Consider the following 16,321-nt stretch of genomic DNA (forward strand, 5'->3'; position numbering starts at 1 on the left):
TGACTAGTTCAGGCCGGAAGCCATCAGGACGTTGTCAATGAAGTCTCGCTTTGCCTTCGTATATTCCGCGCGCCTCTCCGCATGCTCGCTGGCCAATCCAACCTTCAGTTGCTCGTAGAGGCGTGCGAGCCGGGCATCGGCGCGCAGAGCGTCGCGAAAGGCGATCATGCGGTTCCAGTTATCGCCGCGATACTCCACGACATGGACCAGATGGGTGCGGCTCTCATCCTTTATGCCGCGGCCGAAAATGTGGTCGTCGGGGACAATGTCGTTGCCGGCATAGTCATAGCCGATTGCTTCCGTGGCGGGAATGCAGCGCGGACCGTCATCGAAGTGTTTGACGCCGACAACGATGTCGATGATCGGCTTTGCCTTGATGCCGGGAATAGCTGTGCTGCCGACGTGCTGAATGTCGATTGCCATGTCCCCGAGCGCTTGGCCGATGGCCTGCGCTTCGGTGGCATAGGCACGCTCCCAAAAGGCGTTGGGCTCAGCGAGCGAAACCGTTAGATTCTTCAAGCCAAGACCGTAAGCCGGATCGTCTCGCATGCCGAACCTCCCTGAAGACCGTGAGACTTCACAATATTATGAGGCTCGGCACGTTTGTATCAATCGTGAAACGCGTCGACGAATTTGCGTTTGCCGAGCATGAAGGCATCGGCGACGTGGCGAAGCGGCGCCAGGTCGACATCGGACTTGCCGGCTTTGACGATTTCCGCGAAGCGACGGTAAAGCGCCGGGTATTCCTCTTCCGGGGCGGAGAACTTCAGTTCGCCATTGATCGACAGCTTGGATCCGCCTTCAGCAAGTTCCACATGCCCGGCTTCGGTTTCCGCGAGGATGTCCCAGCTCTGCTTGCCGGTCTGTCGCCAATCGAATTCGACATGAACAGGTACGTTGTCAGCATTCTTGAAGTGCAGATCCGCGGCAATTGGGGCATCCCGATTTTCCGGGAATTCGAGGGTTGCGCCCGTCAGGAAGATCGCCTTCGGCAAGATATGGGTGACGATCGACAGGGCGTTGATGCCCGGGTCGAAGACACCGAGGCCGCCGGCCTGCCAGATCCAGTCCTGGTTCGGATGCCAGTGGCGAACGTCTTCCTTCCAGATGACATGAACGCTCTTGATCGTGGTCGATGCGAGAAAGGACTTCGTGGCTTCAACGGCGGCCGCATAGCGCGAATGCCAGCTTGCAAACAGCGAAACGCCCTTGCTCGCCGCGAGGCTTTCGAGATCGGCTACTTCGCTGAGTGTCGCGCCCGGAGGCTTTTCGAGGAACACATGCTTGTCGGCGGAAAGCGCCTTATGTGCTGCTTCGTAGCGATATTGCGGCGGCATGCACAGCGAAACCGCATCGATCGCTGGCACGGCGTCGAGCATCGCATCGATCGTCGTGAAGCTCGGGATGCCTTCAACGGTGCCATGGCGGCTGGCCGTTGCAATGAGCTTGAAGTCGGGATTCTTGGCGATCGAGGGAAGGTGCTGGTCGCGGACGATCTTGCCGACGCCGACGATGGCGAGGTTGATAGGTGACATGCTGCTGGCTCGCGTTCGGTGTTTCGCTCAAAAGTATGATTTATTTTGCGCCTGTTTTAGCAGAAAGAAACCGGGGGGCAAGCGTCGATAATCCATCAAAGAGACGCCATCTCGGCCGGCGCAGTCGGCTTCTTGAACTGTAGCGTTACGACCTTATACCCCTCGGCCTCGAGCCTTGAAAGGAGTGTTGGCAGCATCGTCGCCGTGCGATTGTGGATGTCGTGCATGAGAATGATACCACGGCCCCGCTTATGCAGCAGGTCCATCGTCCGCTTGGTCACGGCTGCTGGCGATGTTGTGAAGTAATCCTTGCTGTCCACATCGACATCCATCACCACCATATCACGCATTGCAACGGCAGCGCGCAGCTTTTGGCTGTCGGCAAGGTATGGAAAGCGGAAGAAGTTGACATCAACGCCGGTCGCCTTGGTCACGGCAGCTTCTCCCCGCGTGATCTCCTTCATCGCCACATCGAAGGTCAGTGTCGCCAGGTTTTCGTGCCGGTAGGTGTGGCTGCCGATCGCGTTGCCGTCCATCGCGACCTTGCGTGCAAGCTCCGGATGCAACTCCGCCATTTCGCCGACCATCATGAAGGCGCCCTTGACGCCGAACTGGTCCAGCGTCGCGAGAACGCGATCCGTCCGGCCGGGAATTGGACCGTCGTCAAAGCTGAGAATGACTTCTTTGTCCTTAAGAGGCAGGTCATGAATGGACGCGACCGTCAGTGTTCGGCCGGCAAGGTGATGCGGACGGGTATCGTGAGACATTTGGAGCGGGCGACTGTCGATTTCCGAAATCTGGCTGCCTTCCGGGGCGACGATCGAAGCGGTTTTGATCGTGCTATCGGGCGCAGGCCGTTTGGTGGATTGGCAGCCGGCCAGGGCCACGCTCAAGATGAGACCGGAAAATAAAGCAAGGCGATGCATAAAAGGGGCTCAACAAATCAGTAATGAATGTTGAGACAACCTTGATGATTATGGTTAACGATCGGTTTCGATCGTTCGGGAATGCACCGAATAGTACGGTATGCGATTGGCTCTCGTTTAGACCTGTGGCTATACCGCCATAGCTTCTTCGTACTCGGCCGAAAGCTCCAGCCACTGTTCCTCTGCTGCAGCCAGCTTTGCGGCAGTCTCGCCGCGTTGCTTGGCCTTCTCCGCGGCCTTCGCAGGTGCCTTTTCATACAGCAGCGGATCCGCAAGTTCTGCATCAAGCGCCTGAATCAGTTTCTCCAGCTTGCCGGTCAAGGATTCGATTTCGTTGATCTTTTTCTTGAGCGGTGCCAGCGAAGCACGCTTCTCCGCATTCAGCTTGCGTTGGTCCGCCTTCGAGGCGGACTCTTCCGCAGGCTGAGGCCTTTCGTCTTTCTTCTTGCCCGATGCGACAACGAGGTCGCGGTACTCGTCCATATCGCCTTCGAAGGTCGCGACAGTACCTTTGTTGACCAGCCACAAGCGATCGACCGTCGCCTCGATAAGGTGACGGTCGTGCGAAATGAGAATGACGGCGCCCTCGTAGTCGTTCAGCGCCTCGATCAGCGCCCGCCGGCTGTCGATGTCGAGGTGGTTCGTCGGCTCGTCGAGGATGAGGAGATTGGGAGCGTGGAAGGCCGCGAGCCCCATCAGCAGACGCGCCTTCTCGCCGCCGGAAAGATCCTTTGCCGCGGTCGTCATCTTCTCGGTCGCGAGGCCCATCTGGGCGACGCGCGCCCGCACCTTCGCTTCGGGCGCATCCAGCATCAGACGGCGCACGTGCTCGACCGGCGACTGGTCGGGGATCAGATCGTCGAGCTGGTGCTGCGCGAAGAAGCCGATCTTCAGGTTCGGTGCCAGCTTGACTTCGCCTGCCTCCGCCGACAGGCGGCCAGAAATGAATTTCGCGAAGGTCGATTTGCCGTTGCCGTTGGAGCCGAGCAGGGCGATGCGATCGTCATTGTCGATCCGCAGGTTGAGGCCCTTCAAGATCGGTTTGCCGGGCTCGTAGCCGACGGCACCGCCGCTGATCGCCACGATCGGGGAGGCGGGTTGCTTTTCCGGCTCGGGGAAGGAGATCGGCTGTACGTGGTCCTCGATGACGGCAGCCACCGTTCCCATGCGCTCCAGCGCCTTCACTCGGCTCTGTGCCTGGCGTGCCTTGGTCGCCTTTGCCTTGAAGCGGTCGATGAAGCTCTGCAGGTGTTTGCGCGCCGCCTCGTTCTTCGCTCGTGCCTTCGTCTGCAGTTCGTCCGCTTCGGCCTTTTGCCTTTCGAACTGATCGTAGCCGCCGCGATAGAAAGTGAGCTTCTTCTGGTCGAGATGAACGATTGAGTTGACGGCGTTGTTCAGCAGGTCGCGGTCGTGGCTGATGATGATGACTGTGTGCGGATAGCGACGTACATAATCCTCAAGCCAGAGTGTGCCTTCGAGATCGAGGTAATTGGTCGGCTCGTCGAGGAGCAGCAGGTCGGGCTCGGAGAACAACACCGCAGCGAGGGCGACGCGCATCCGCCAGCCGCCCGAAAAGGACGAGGCCGGTCGCGATTGCGCTTCCTGATCGAACCCGAGGCCTGCCAGGATGCTGGCCGCACGCGCCTCCGCAGAATGCGCATCGATGTCCACCAGCCGCATCTGGATTTCCGCGATCCGATGCGGATCCGTTGCGCTCTCTGCCTCCGCCAGCAACGCCGAGCGTTCCTTGTCGGCGGCTAGCACGATTTCGATCAGCGCGTCTTCCGTTCCCGGTGCTTCCTGCGCCACCTGCCCGATACGCGCATTCTTCGGGATCGATACCGAGCCGCTTTCCGAAGCCAAATCGCCGGTGATCACTCGAAAAAGCGTCGACTTGCCAGCGCCGTTCCGACCGACCAGACCGGCCTTCGTGCCGGCTGGCAGTGAAACGCTGGCGTGATCGAGGAGCAGGCGACCGGCAATACGTGCGGAAATATCGGAAATCGTGATCATGGCCGGCGTTTTGGCGGAACTCTTGGCCGAAGGCAAGGGCACGGCGAAGCCGCACGGCACGATATGGCGGAAAGTTACATCACTTCCGTAACCTTTTACTAATCGGCGTGTGTTTAAGTTTATTGCACGCCATGATTGCTTAAGCGGTAGGCTCGTGCGATGTCGGCGCGGATTGAAGGATAGGCATTCATGTCCCGCAGCATCGATATTTTCGTGGTGGTCGCAAGTTTTACCTTCATCTGCCTCCTTTCGGCCGTCGCCTTACTCTTTCCCGCCGGTCCGTTCGTCGTCGTAGTCGCGCCGCCCGGTATGCAGGCAGCGCAAATGCAGCAGCTGATCGGCCAAGCGGGCGGGCAGTATGTCGCGGAAGGACGCTACCCATGGATGGCCGTTGCCTATTCCGACCGTGCCGGTTTCGTGCCGCGCCTCTTCAGGCATGGAGCACTGCTGGTAACGAACCACTGGATGACTGAGATTTGTTTGACGAGGGGGAAGGTATGAAATCGATTGACAGCTTACGCATGCGCGTCGCTGGTGGCATCCTGCTGCTGCTCTGGATAGATCTCGGCCTTCTGGCCCTCAGGCTATTCGCCTATTCCAGCCCGCCGGCAACGGTCGTTTCCCTCTGTGGCATCGCGATCGTGGTGTTGGCAAGCATTCTCTGGTTCATCGATCGGATAGGCCCGGTCACCCGTATCGTATCATCCATGGCACACGCGGCGCTCGTCGCCTTGCTCGTGTACAGTTTCAGCGGCTCACCGCTGCAGATTGACATGCACATGTATTTCTTTGCGACGCTGGCGATCTGCGCGGCATGGATCGATTGGCGCGCGATTATAGCCTATGCCGCCGTCGTTGCCGTTCATCACCTGGTGCTTTTCTTCCTGCTGCCGGTGGCTGTGTTTCCTGGGGCTTCGGACTTCCCGCGCGTGCTGCTACATGCCACGGTTCTGGTGCTTCAGAGTGCCGTGCTCGTCGCTCTCGTTCATCGGGTAGCAAAAGCGCTCGTGTCTGCCGAAGTCGCCGAAGAGGCAGTCGAGCGCGCGACGGCGGCCCAAAGGGCTGCTGAGGAAATGGGGATCAAGATGATGGAGACGGAGGCGCGTGCGGCGGACGAGCGCGCTACGCGGGACCGCGAGCGCATCGAGCAAGCCGAACAGACGCTCTTTGCTGTCAGGCGGCTCGACGAAGCGCTTGCCGCTTTGGCAAACGGCGACCTATTGTTCCGGTTGCAGCAACCCTTTGCCGGTGATCTCGAGCGCTTGCGTATGGCTTTCAACCTGTCTGCCACAAATCTGCAGGAGGTCATGTTGACGGTCGGAGATGCTGCCAGGGCCGTTCGCTCCAGTTCGTCGTCGATCCGCGATTCCAATAATGATCTTGCCCGGCGTGCAGAACAGCAGGCTTCCTCGGTTGAGGAGACCGCGGCTGCCGTCACGCAGATCGTGGGAACCGTCCAACAATCGGCGAAGCGCGCGGAGGAGGCGGGTCAACTGGTGGCGCAAACCGTCGAGGTGGCAGAAAAGTCCAACGCTGTTGTGGTCGCCGCCGTTGGTGCCATGGGGAGAATAGAGGGATCAGCCAGGGAAATCGGCAAGATCGTTGGGGTCATCGACGAGATCGCGTTTCAGACCAACCTTCTCGCCTTGAATGCGGGCGTCGAGGCGGCGCGAGCCGGCGAAGCGGGCAAGGGATTTGCAGTCGTCGCTCAAGAGGTCCGCGAACTGGCACAGCGCTCCGCGGTCGCCGCGCGCGAGATTAAGACACTGATTGCCTCCTCGGATGCGCAGGTGCGGGAAGGCGTCTCCCTGGTAAACGACACTGGACACACGCTGACGCTGATCGCCGAGAGCGTTACGGATATCCGTGTGCACATTGTTGCCATCGTCGAGGGCGCACGCGAACAGTCAGCGGCACTTGACGAGATTGGTTCCGCAATCGGCGCGATTGATGCGATCACGCAGAAGAATGCCGCGATGGTTGAGGACTCGACTTCCGCCGCCCGCCTGCTCACGACGGAAGCGGAGCGCCTTGAAGATATCCTCGGTCGCTTTGCTGTCGTTGGAAGGCAACCAGTGCTTCGACTTGCGGCGGGAGAATGAAGGCGCCGTACGACCTTGGGCGGATGAAAGCCTGAGCCTGACGCTCAGCGCCCGAACGCTTGTATAGGCTGCCGGCGGTTTGATTGGGCCGCGTAGAGTGCGACGCGCGCATTTGCCTGCAACTGCGATGCCGTCGTTGCGTCGGCGCTCAGTGCGATCCCGAGTGAAATCGTGAGCCGGGCGGGCGCGATGTTGTCGGACGTTGCGAAGACCAGGTTGTCCTCCGCCGACGTGCGCAGGCGCTCAGCAATCACGCCGGCCTCTTGCATGCCGACATTTGCAAACAGAAAGGAGAATTCGTCGCCGTCCGTTCGCGCGACGACGTCGTTCTTCTTGATTGATTTACGGAAGATGTCCGCCAGCTTCTTCAATAGCCGGCTGCCGGTATGTGTGCCATAGCGACTATTGAATCCCCTGAAGTCATCGATATCGACCATGATGAGAGCGCTGCCGGCGAAGCCTTCGTCGCGTTCATAAAGATCGGCGATTGCCCTGTTGAGCGCGATACGGTTTGGCAGGCCCGTCAGTTTGTCGGTCGTGGAGGCAACCTGCGCCGCCGCCACGCCGCGGGCCAGCGTCTCAAGCCGTTCGAGATCGGCTTGCAGCTTCGTCTGCAGCGCTGCTTCTCCACTTGTCGCTTCCTCAAGCGCCTGCGAGAGATACTCCATCTCGTTCATCAGAGAGGACAGGCTCTGTTCCGGATCGCCGACGATTGAGTTCAACACCGTTTCTGCCGCCCGCGTGAACGCTCGTCTGTGGATAAGGCAGTCGGCAACATGCCCTGCGGTCTCTCGCAGGAGTTTGACGGCCTCTGCCTGCGACGCATTATCGATCATCCCGCAATGGCTGACGAGACGGTATTTCAAGCCGAGATCGTCGAGGGCAGCCTGGTTCGGAGCCGAGCCGAGGGCCGCAATATCCTGCGCCAGGGCTGCGTTCTGCCCGATGATTGCCTCGTGCAGGAGTTCGTAGTTGCGAGGCAGGCCCGCAACACCGAGACGCGTGATGTGCTGGCTGACGCGTTGGATGTCGGTTCCGGAGCCTGGGCGTGAGGCTTCGCGTTGCACCTGTGAATCCGATGCTGCATGTCGCATGACCGTCCCCTTCGCTCGTCGGCCCGTTCGGCCTGGCGCTGTTCTTCCTATGCGTGCAATGGCTTAAGATAGGTTGAATTTCGACTGTCTGAGGGGAATGTGGCCAGGGTGGTTCTCTTGACGCGGTTAACGGGTGCTTGATGCTCAGCTGTCGAGCCATCGTTTGCCGTCTGCGCGCAGGTAGTATGCGAGGTCGAGACCGAGACTGGCTTTTCCGAGCGCCGTCAGCGTCATGTGGCATTGGCCACGGTGATGGGTTTGGTGATTGAAGAAATGTGAGAGGCCCGACCACAGCGGCTGCCTGATCTCGATCGGCTGAATGATCGGCATGTAGGTGAAGTTTGCAGCAAGAGAGGGCTCATCGAGCGTATCTAGCCAGTTTATGATCCGCTGGTCTTCGATTTGGCGGGCCCCGAGCAATGAAGGAAAATCCTCGTGAAGCACGCTGTCGAGCGTTGAAGGAGCCTCGCCAGTACCCGTAAAACGCTTCATCCAGATTCGGTCGGCCGCCAGGAGATGGTTGAGCGTTCTCTGCAGCGAACCAAAGAAGGCGCCCCGATTTTCCTGAAATTCCGCCTCTGTCAGTTCGGCCACGGCGGCGTAGACGATCGCGTTGGCCCAACGATTGTAATCCGCAAACATCCTATATTGTTTCAGCATTTTCTCTCCTGCGTCCATTCGGCAGCTGATTTTAAGGCAATTCAGGTCAATCATCTTTGATAAAACCATGAAAGTCGATGATGGTCGGACGGTGATGGGGTGGACCATGACAGCGGCGTGAAATTACCAGAGCCCCCTTGTTTTCAGGCCCTCGGACAGGTAAACACCGCCCACTTTTCCCACAAAATAAAGGAATTTGACCCATGGCGATTGAACGCACCTTCTCGATGATCAAGCCGGATGCAACGAAGCGCAACCTGACGGGCGCTATCACCAAGATGCTCGAAGACGCCGGCCTGCGTGTTGTCGCTTCCAAGCGCGTCTGGATGAGCAAGCGCGAAGCCGAAGGTTTCTACGCCGTCCACAAGGAGCGCCCGTTCTTCGGTGAGCTCGTTGAAACCATGACCTCCGGCCCGACCATCGTTCAGGTCCTGGAAGGCGAAGGCGCCATCCTCAAGAACCGCGAAGTCATGGGTGCGACGAACCCGGCCAACGCTGACGAAGGCACGATCCGCAAGGTTCACGCCCTGTCGATCGGCGAAAACTCGGTTCACGGCTCGGATGCTCCGGAAACCGCTGCTCAGGAAATCAAGTACTGGTTCTCGGACACCGAGATCGTCGGCTGATTCAGGCTCTCAGCGAAACCGCTGAAGCATTTGAATTAACTCTGAAAGCCGGGGCTCTGCTCCGGCTTTTTATGTTGAAGGGCAGGTGGCGGCGGAGTCGTAGTCGACGGTGCCATCCGGTTTGAAGACCTCGGGGTTCTTTGTGTAGAACGGCCCGATGACCAGCGGCTTGCCCGGCATGACCGACTGGTCGAGGCTCGAAATCACCTCTGTCTTCAGGCTCTGCAATGTCTTTCCCTTGGCATCGACCAGGCGAACGTTCACGGCGTAAGGCTTATCCTTCTTGACGCAATGCAGTGCGGGGCTCTGAAGCGTAATCTTGTCCCAGAACGGATAGATCTTTTCATTGGTCACCAGCACCTCGCCGCCCGCCGGGTTCTCGAATTCCGCGATGGCGACCGTCCCTTCCGGAATGGGCGCCTTCTTGTTCAAGGTCACGACATAGGTCGCGACGGCGATCCGGTAGTTGAATACGAAGACGAGGCCGCTGATCTCGACCAGCTTGTCGGTCTCTCGCTGGCATCCCGTCAGCATTACGGCTGCAACAAGAACGGCCATCGACAGCGCTTTCATGGCGCTTCCTCCTCTTTCCTCCGGCGATAGTGGCGGCTTGCCTTGGCGCGATTGCCGCACACCGCCATGTCGCACCAGGCGCGACTCCTGTTCTTGCTACGGTCGATGAAGAGCCAGCCGCAATTGCGGCAGATCTTCATCCGGTCGGGATCAGGCATTGCGAGCAGCCGCAACACCGAATGCGTGGTTGCCGCGTCGAGGCCGTTTGCGCCATTGGCGCCACGCAACGTGCGCGCCAGCGCCTCCAGAAGGTCGGCGAGCAGTTGATCGTTATTGTCGCCGGAAACGCGGGCCCGGAAATACCTGTCAGTCGCCTCGCGCAACTCCAGGAAGTTTCCTCTGTTCTGTGGGGCAGGAGCAACCATGTCAGCGAAAAGTTCCCGCTCCGCGCAGAACGCCGCCGCAGCCTCCGGAAAGGCTTCTAGCTGGGCAGATGTTTCGAAGCGGTCGATCCGTCTCGTCTCGTCATGCCGAAGCACGACGCTGTTGGCGACATCCAGCGCCAAGGCGCCGCCCGAAAAGCGGTGTGGGGTCCAGGCAAAGCTCATAATGAAAATATAACTGGTAAAATATGTTTTGCCAGTTATTATTTCGGTAATCGGGAGTCTTTCATGGCCTATCTGCTGCAGCAATTGGCGAACGCGGTACCACTGGCTGCGCTCTATGCTGCGCTTGCGTTCGGCTACGCCGTCGCTTTTGGAGTCACCAAGCGTGCCGATATTACCTATGGGGCGATCTTCGCGTTTTCGGGCCAAATTCTGCTGCTTTTCACCGATCTCGGCTACAACAGGCTCTGGCTGATCCTGCCGGCGGCACTGGCGCTTGGAGCCTTGTTCTCGGTCGTCTATTCGATGCTTGCAGCAGTCTGGATCGGGCGATCCATCATGCTGCCGCTGGTACGCCAGTCGTCGAACACCGTGATTGTCGCGGCGCTCGGCACTACGATCGTACTGATGGAAACGGCGAGGCTTGCATCGGACACCAAGAGCCTATGGCTTTCGCCGTTCCTGAACAGCGTCGTCACCTTCTGGAATGACGGGGCGTTCAAGGTGACGCTCACCGAGATCCAACTCATCAATACCGGATTGATGTGTGCCATGATCGCGCTCGGCGTTGCCGTGATGAGGCTGACTTCCTGGGGTCGCCTGTGGCGGGCCGTAACGGACGATCCTCTTGCGGCAGAACTGTGCGGGACCAGCGCCGATCGCGTCTTCCTCGTCGCCTACGCGGCGGCCGCCTTGATCGCCACGGCATGCGGCATCCTCGCCACCTTTTACTACGGCACGATGGATTTCGGTGCCGGGCTGATGTTCGGCCTCAAGGTTTTGATGGTAGCTGCGGTCGGCGGATATTCGGACCCCCTGAAGTCGGCCGGCGGCGCCGCTGGTCTCGGTGTCGCGGAGACGATGTGGAGCGCCTACGGCCCTTATCTTTGGCGCGATTTCGTAGTGTTCTCGCTGCTTGTGCTTCTGTTGGTACTCAGCAGGAGAGAGCGGGCGATACCCTGACTATTTCCATTTGTCGCGGGCGGTGTCATCCGCGTCCTTTGCCGCAACCCATTCGCCCGTGGAACCATCCTTGGCGTGCTCCTTCTTCCAGAAGGGAGCGGCCGTCTTCAAAAAGTCCATCACGAAGTTCGCGCCATCGAATGCTGCCTGCCGGTGCGGCGCTGCTGCGATGACAAGCACGATATTTTGCCGCGCCGCGATCTTGCCGTAACGATGGATGGCGGTCAGGCCTAGCAATCCGAAACGTTCGATCGCAAGGCTGGCGATCCTGCTCATTTCCGCTTCGGCCATGCCCGGATAGTGTTCGAGTTCGAGTGCTGCGAGCCTGCCGCCTTCGTCACGGCACAAGCCTGAGAATGTGACGATCGCGCCAATGCCGCTTGTGCCAGTGCTGAGCCGATCGACTTCCGCCTGAAGGTCGAAGTCCTCACGTTGGACGCGAATATACGGCTCGACCTTGCTGCTCACGTCAGCCTCCGGTCATCGGCGGGAAAATGCCGATCTCCCTGGCGTTGCCGATCGGTTCGTCATGCTCGACGTGCTCTTGGTCGATCGCGACCCGGATAACGTCGGGAAACTGAAGCGCAGTCTCATATTCTTCGCCCATCGTCTTCAAATGATTCAGAAGATCGGCAACGGTAACGATGGACGAGGGCAGGGCCATCTCTTCTTCGGCCTTGCCGATCCGTTCGCGCACCCAGGCGAAATAGACGAGCTTTGTCATTCTTCATCATCCACGATGTGCTTCAGGCCAGCCCGGAAATAGTCGTAGCCGGTGTAGATCGTCAGCAGTGCCGCGACCCAGAGAAGTGCGATGCCGGCCTTCGTCGTATAAGGGAAAATTTCGTCGCCAGCGGGACCGGCGAGCAGAAACGCAATCGCGACGAGTTGCACCGTCGTCTTCCACTTGGCGATCCGCGTCACGGGGACGCTGACCTTCAGGGCGGCCAGATATTCGCGCAGACCCGAGACCAGGATCTCGCGGCAGAGAATGGTGATCGCTGCCCAGATTGACCAGCCGGCAATCGTTTGGTCGGCTGCGACCAGCAGAAGAATGGACGCGACCAGCAGCTTGTCGGCGATTGGATCGAGCATCCGACCAATGTTCGACGTCTGGTTCCAGATGCGGGCGAGATAGCCGTCGAGAAAGTCGGTGATCGACGCGATGATGAAGATCCACAGCGCCACCCATCGTGCCGTGTTGCTGATCGCCAGCTTTCCTTCGAGGAAGAAGCACAACACGATCAGCGGCACTGCCAGAATGCGGCCGTAGGTCAGCAGGTTCGGTATATTATAAGCGCGCGATGCCATGAAACATGTCTCTGAAGTGATGTGCCCGTAGATGACGGCTTTGACCGTAAAGCGTCAACATTCTTTCTATTTTTTCGCTGCCTTTGCGTGGAATTTGCGACTGACGTCGCCTATTTCGCGGCGTCGTCGTGAAAATGATTGTAAACCTGCCTAGCGACGGTCTCAGAAATGCCTTCGACCGCCATCAGATCGGACAAGGCGGCGCGGGAAACCGCCTTCGCGGTTCCGAAATGCTGCAGTAGGGCGCGCTTGCGCGACGGCCCGATCCCGCCGATCTCGTCGAGCGGGTTCTTGACCATTTCCTTCTTGCGCCGGGCGCGATGCGAGCCGATGGCGAAGCGGTGCGCCTCGTCGCGCATGCGCTGGATGAAATAGAGGACGGGGTCGCGCGGCGGCAGGGTAAAGCTCTCGCGTCCCGGCGGAAAAAAGCGCTCGCGCCCGGCGTCGCGGTCGACACCCTTGGCCACGCCGATGGCGGTGACGCTGTCGGTGATCCCCAGTTCCTCAAGGATCGCGCGCACGGCCGTCATCTGTCCCTGTCCGCCGTCGATCAGGATGACGTCGGGCCAGGCGGGGAAGGGCATGTCCGCGGCGTCCGCCGGCGATGTCGGCTGGCTGCGGTCGGGCAGGCCTTCCTCCTTGAGCAACCGTGAGAAGCGGCGCGTCATCACTTCGCGCATCATCCCGAAGTCGTCGCCCGGCGTGATATCGGTCGATTTGATATTGAACTTTCGGTACTGGTTCTTCACGAAACCGTCCGGCCCCGCCACGACCATGCCGCCAACCGCGTTGGTGCCCATGATGTGCGAGTTGTCGTAGATCTCGACCCGCTGCGGCACATAGGGGAGCTTGAAGGTCTCCTTAAAGCCCTCGAGCAGCCGCGATTGCGACGCCGTTTCCGCGAGTTTGCGGCCATGCGCCTCGCGCGCATTGGCAATCACATGCTCGACCAGATCGCGTTTCTCTCCGCGCTGCGGCACGAGTATGGACACTTTATGCCCAGCCTTTTCTCCGAGTGCGGCGGCAAGAAGTTCGAGTTCCTCGACGGTCTCCGACAGCAGGATCTGCTTCGGCACGGGCTTGTCGTCGTAGAACTGAGCGAGGAAGGCATTCAACACCTCGGCGGCCGAGAGCTGAGGGTCGGCCTTCGGGAAATAGGCGCGGTTGCCCCAGTTCTGCCCCGTGCGGAAGAAGAACACCTGAATGCAGGAAATGCCGCCTTTGTGATGGATCGCAAAGACATCCGCCTCTTCCACCCCTGCCGGGTTGATGCCCTGGTGGCTGGAAACATGCGAGAGCGACGCGAGACGGTCGCGATAGACGGCTGCCCGTTCGAAGTCGAGATCCTCGGCGGCAAGGTTCATCGCCTTGGCCATGTGCTCTTTGACCTTCTGGCTTTTGCCGGAAAGGAAATCCTTGGCCTCCTGCACGAGCTCGGCATAGCCCTCGTCGCTGATCTCATGCGTGCATGGCCCAGAACAGCGCTTGATCTGATAGAGAAGACAGGGGCGGGTACGCGTCTCGAAGACGCTGTCGGTACAGGTCCGGATGAGAAAGGCGCGTTGCAGCGAGTTGATCGTGCGACCGACGGCCCCAGCTGACGCAAAGGGCCCGAAATAGTCGCCCTTGCGAGCGCGAGCACCGCGATGCTTGAAGATTGCCGGAGCGCGATGGTCGCCCGTTATCAGAATGTAGGGGAACGACTTGTCGTCGCGCAGCAGCACATTAAAGCGTGGCCGCAAGCGTTTGATCAGATTCGCTTCGAGGAGCAGCGCTTCGGTTTCGGTGCGCGTCGTCACGAACTCCATGTTCGCGGTCAAGCGCACCATTTGTGCGATACGGTTGGAGTGGACGCGCCCGAGCGCGTAGTTGCTGACGCGCTTCTTTAGGCTGCGGGCCTTGCCTACATAGAGGACGTCACCGGCCTCGTTGAACATGCGGTAGACACCTGGACTGTTCGGCAGGTGCTTGACGAATTCGGCGATGAGATCCGCTCCTATAAGGCCAGTCTCGTTGACACCGCCCTCGTTCCAATCGATCGCAGTCGAAATCGGCGTCGGGGAAATGTCGCACTCCACGTCGATATCGTCGTCTGCCTCGTCCGTTTCGTCGTAAAGAATGCCGCCATCAGGCAGCTTTCTTGAATTCATTCCGTAATCTCCGCCACATCGGGCGTCTGCCAGGCAAGGTGCTGGCCGCCGTCGAGGGCAATCATTTGACCGGTGATCGAGGGCGTTTCGTAGAGGAAACGAATCGTTTTGCCGAACTCCTCAAGCTGCGGCCCTCGCTTGAGGATAAGCGCTGAGACCTGCGCTTGGAAGTCTTCTTGCGATTGCCGTTCACTCGGCATCGAGGGGCCGGGGCCGATCGCATTGACGCGGATGCGCGGCGCAAGCGCCTGGGCCATGGTCTGCGTCGCGGTCCACAAGGCCGACTTCGACAGCGTATAGGAATAGAAGCTCGGTCGCAGCGCCCAAACACGTTGGTCGATGATGTTGACCACCAGACCATCCGCCTGCTCGGGTAGTTGCGCCGCAAAATCCGCCGCGAGAATCGACGGTGCACGGACATGGACGGCGAAATGTTCGTCCCATGCCTCGGCATCGATATGCCGGACCGAATCTTCGTGGAAAACGGAGGCGTTGTTGACGAGCAGATCGATCGGCCCGATCGCCTCCGATGCTCTTTTTATCAGATCGCGTGTCTCGTCAATTTTCTGGAGATCAGCTTGCACCGCAACCGCCCGGGAACCGCTTTGCCGCAATTCCGCCGCGAAATTCTCGGCCGCTTCAATCGAACGGCTGGCATGGATCGCGACCGCAAAGCCATTCGCAGCCAGATCCTCGGCTATCGCCCTGCCTATTCTTTTGGCCGCCCCGGTGACGAGCGCCGTCCGAAGTCTTTTCCCGTTCAAAATCATGCCTTTTCGCCGCGAAACTCTGTTTGCTGCTTATATAGGCGCGAGAGAAGGTGAGATAAATAGCCGTTTTGATTGCGGCGATATCGGAATTACTGTATGTATTATTTAAGAATATAATTCAATAAAATAAGTATTCATGATTTAACCATTCATTATGGTTAACAAATATTCTGTTGCGACAAAGCAACATCGAATTTCAGCCATCCAGGCGCCACAATCAAATCACAATTTGGCTCTTTCAAATCCTCAATTGGGCATCAATTTCCCTTCCGAACCGCAAGGGACATTTGTAATAGCCCGCGAATGCTTCGCTGTAAGACAGTTGACGAAGGACGCGGGTCTGAAAGGAGATGAGTATGCGTACGTTTATTGCTAGCCTATTGGTTTCGACCGTTGCCCTTGGCGGGTTTTCCGCCGCTTATGCAGCCGATGCCGTTGATCAGATCCCGGAAGCTCCGGTTGCACAGAATGAGCCGGCTCCCGCTGCCAACTGGCAGGGCTTCTACCTCGGCGGCGCCGGCACCTACAACATGGGCGGCTTTGGCAACAGGTACAACGCGCGCGCTCTTGGCGGTCAGATCTACACCGGCTACAACTGGCAGGCTGGCCAGATCGTTTACGGTGCTGAAGCCGACATCGGCTATTCCGGCGCTGACGGCGCTGCTGGCGGCGGCGAGGGCAAGAATGAAGTCAACGGCTCGATCCGCGGCCGTATCGGCTACGACCTGAATCCGTTCCTGCTGTACGGCACGGCCGGTCTCGCTGCTACCAAGAACAAGTTCAGCAACGCCGCCGGCTCTGACACCGACACATCGCTCGGCTACACGGTCGGCGCGGGTGCAGAAACCTTCGTGACCAACAACATCACGGCCCGTGTCGAGTATCGCTACACGAACTACGCTGACAGCGACTTCCATGTCGGTGGCGCAAACATTTCGCGTGGCTACGACGAGCACAGCGTCAAGGTTGGTATCGGCGTGAAGTTCTAAGCCGGATATCGAATACGGAAAAAGCCGGGCTTCAGCCCGGCTTTTTTGTTTCTGCAATGGGCCG

18 protein-coding genes are annotated in these 16,321 nt (G+C 59.1%); 5 read left to right on the top strand and 13 right to left on the bottom strand.

Translation table 11 applies throughout. The features are described 5' to 3' along the window. Positions 1 to 3: 3 nt before the first annotated feature. The 4 genes from NBG89_RS04735 to NBG89_RS04750 all read right to left on the bottom strand — a co-directional run bounded on the left by NBG89_RS04735 (position 4) and on the right by NBG89_RS04750 (position 4,474). Positions 4 to 549, bottom strand: a complete 546-nt coding sequence (locus NBG89_RS04735; protein WP_431321927.1) for a GrpB family protein — start codon at positions 547 to 549, stop codon at positions 4 to 6. Between the two features lie 59 nt (positions 550 to 608). Further along, positions 609 to 1,535 (bottom strand): Gfo/Idh/MocA family protein, encoded by a 927-nt coding sequence (locus tag NBG89_RS04740; RefSeq protein WP_431321928.1) that lies wholly within the window; start codon positions 1,533 to 1,535, stop codon positions 609 to 611. Between the two features lie 95 nt (positions 1,536 to 1,630). Then, on the bottom strand, positions 1,631 to 2,461 hold the full coding sequence (locus NBG89_RS04745) for a polysaccharide deacetylase family protein (protein ID WP_431321929.1): 831 nt from the start codon (positions 2,459 to 2,461) through the stop codon (positions 1,631 to 1,633). 129 nt (positions 2,462 to 2,590) lie between these two features. Further along, a complete protein-coding gene (locus tag NBG89_RS04750) occupies positions 2,591 to 4,474 on the bottom strand; it encodes an ABC-F family ATP-binding cassette domain-containing protein (protein WP_431321930.1) in 1,884 nt (627 codons plus the stop codon). A gap of 189 nt (positions 4,475 to 4,663) precedes the next feature. Between NBG89_RS04750 and NBG89_RS04755 the strand changes: the two genes are divergently transcribed. Beyond that, the gene (locus tag NBG89_RS04755; protein ID WP_431321931.1) at positions 4,664 to 4,975 is read left to right on the top strand and encodes a hypothetical protein; all 312 of its coding nucleotides are present in this window, start codon (positions 4,664 to 4,666) and stop codon (positions 4,973 to 4,975) included. Then, positions 4,972 to 6,576 (top strand): methyl-accepting chemotaxis protein, encoded by a 1,605-nt coding sequence (locus NBG89_RS04760; protein ID WP_431321932.1) that lies wholly within the window; start codon positions 4,972 to 4,974, stop codon positions 6,574 to 6,576. Before NBG89_RS04755 ends, NBG89_RS04760 begins: the two co-directional genes overlap by 4 nt. A 44-nt stretch (positions 6,577 to 6,620) precedes the next feature. Here NBG89_RS04760 and NBG89_RS04765 read toward each other — a convergent pair whose 3' ends face one another. Further along, the gene (locus NBG89_RS04765) at positions 6,621 to 7,670 is read right to left on the bottom strand and encodes a diguanylate cyclase domain-containing protein (protein ID WP_431321933.1); all 1,050 of its coding nucleotides are present in this window, start codon (positions 7,668 to 7,670) and stop codon (positions 6,621 to 6,623) included. Positions 7,671 to 7,814: 144 nt separating this feature from the next. Further along, on the bottom strand, positions 7,815 to 8,330 hold the full coding sequence (locus tag NBG89_RS04770) for a DinB family protein (protein WP_431321934.1): 516 nt from the start codon (positions 8,328 to 8,330) through the stop codon (positions 7,815 to 7,817). A 203-nt stretch (positions 8,331 to 8,533) separates the two neighbouring features. Here NBG89_RS04770 and ndk point away from each other — a divergent pair, with 203 nt between their 5' ends. Next, positions 8,534 to 8,956: a nucleoside-diphosphate kinase gene (ndk, locus tag NBG89_RS04775; RefSeq protein WP_088694187.1), complete on the top strand. Its 423-nt coding sequence runs from the start codon at positions 8,534 to 8,536 to the stop codon at positions 8,954 to 8,956. 69 nt (positions 8,957 to 9,025) lie between these two features. On the opposite strand, the gene NBG89_RS04780 is transcribed toward ndk, so the two are convergent. Next, positions 9,026 to 9,529 (bottom strand): hypothetical protein, encoded by a 504-nt coding sequence (locus NBG89_RS04780; protein ID WP_431321935.1) that lies wholly within the window; start codon positions 9,527 to 9,529, stop codon positions 9,026 to 9,028. Next, positions 9,526 to 10,077 carry a CGNR zinc finger domain-containing protein gene (locus NBG89_RS04785; protein WP_431321936.1) on the bottom strand — a complete coding sequence of 184 codons (552 nt, stop codon included), beginning with the start codon at positions 10,075 to 10,077 and terminating at the stop codon, positions 9,526 to 9,528. Before NBG89_RS04785 ends, NBG89_RS04780 begins: the two co-directional genes overlap by 4 nt. 63 nt (positions 10,078 to 10,140) lie before the next feature. Here NBG89_RS04785 and NBG89_RS04790 point away from each other — a divergent pair, with 63 nt between their 5' ends. Beyond that, positions 10,141 to 11,037, top strand: coding sequence for an ABC transporter permease subunit (locus tag NBG89_RS04790; RefSeq protein ID WP_431321937.1), 897 nt, complete (start codon positions 10,141 to 10,143; stop codon positions 11,035 to 11,037). Here NBG89_RS04790 and NBG89_RS04795 read toward each other — a convergent pair whose 3' ends face one another. The 5 genes from NBG89_RS04795 to NBG89_RS04815 form a co-directional block, all read right to left on the bottom strand. Next, positions 11,038 to 11,505, bottom strand: a complete 468-nt coding sequence (locus NBG89_RS04795) for a molybdenum cofactor biosynthesis protein MoaE (RefSeq protein ID WP_431321938.1) — start codon at positions 11,503 to 11,505, stop codon at positions 11,038 to 11,040. A 1-nt stretch (position 11,506) separates the two neighbouring features. Continuing rightward, positions 11,507 to 11,761, bottom strand: coding sequence for a molybdopterin converting factor subunit 1 (moaD, locus tag NBG89_RS04800; protein ID WP_431321939.1), 255 nt, complete (start codon positions 11,759 to 11,761; stop codon positions 11,507 to 11,509). Beyond that, on the bottom strand, positions 11,758 to 12,348 hold the full coding sequence (gene pgsA / locus NBG89_RS04805) for a CDP-diacylglycerol--glycerol-3-phosphate 3-phosphatidyltransferase (protein WP_088694181.1): 591 nt from the start codon (positions 12,346 to 12,348) through the stop codon (positions 11,758 to 11,760). The genes moaD and pgsA overlap by 4 nt, the downstream gene beginning before the upstream one ends. A 110-nt stretch (positions 12,349 to 12,458) precedes the next feature. Next, a complete protein-coding gene (uvrC, locus tag NBG89_RS04810) occupies positions 12,459 to 14,498 on the bottom strand; it encodes an excinuclease ABC subunit UvrC (RefSeq protein ID WP_431321940.1) in 2,040 nt (679 codons plus the stop codon). Then, on the bottom strand, positions 14,495 to 15,262 hold the full coding sequence (locus tag NBG89_RS04815) for an SDR family oxidoreductase (RefSeq protein ID WP_431322782.1): 768 nt from the start codon (positions 15,260 to 15,262) through the stop codon (positions 14,495 to 14,497). Before NBG89_RS04815 ends, uvrC begins: the two co-directional genes overlap by 4 nt. Before the next feature lie 362 nt (positions 15,263 to 15,624). Here NBG89_RS04815 and NBG89_RS04820 point away from each other — a divergent pair, with 362 nt between their 5' ends. After that, positions 15,625 to 16,257: an outer membrane protein gene (locus NBG89_RS04820; RefSeq protein ID WP_431321941.1), complete on the top strand. Its 633-nt coding sequence runs from the start codon at positions 15,625 to 15,627 to the stop codon at positions 16,255 to 16,257. Positions 16,258 to 16,321: the final 64 nt, after the last annotated feature.

The organism is Rhizobium sp. YTU87027, assembly GCF_050644135.1.
Lineage (GTDB): Bacteria > Pseudomonadota > Alphaproteobacteria > Rhizobiales > Rhizobiaceae > Rhizobium.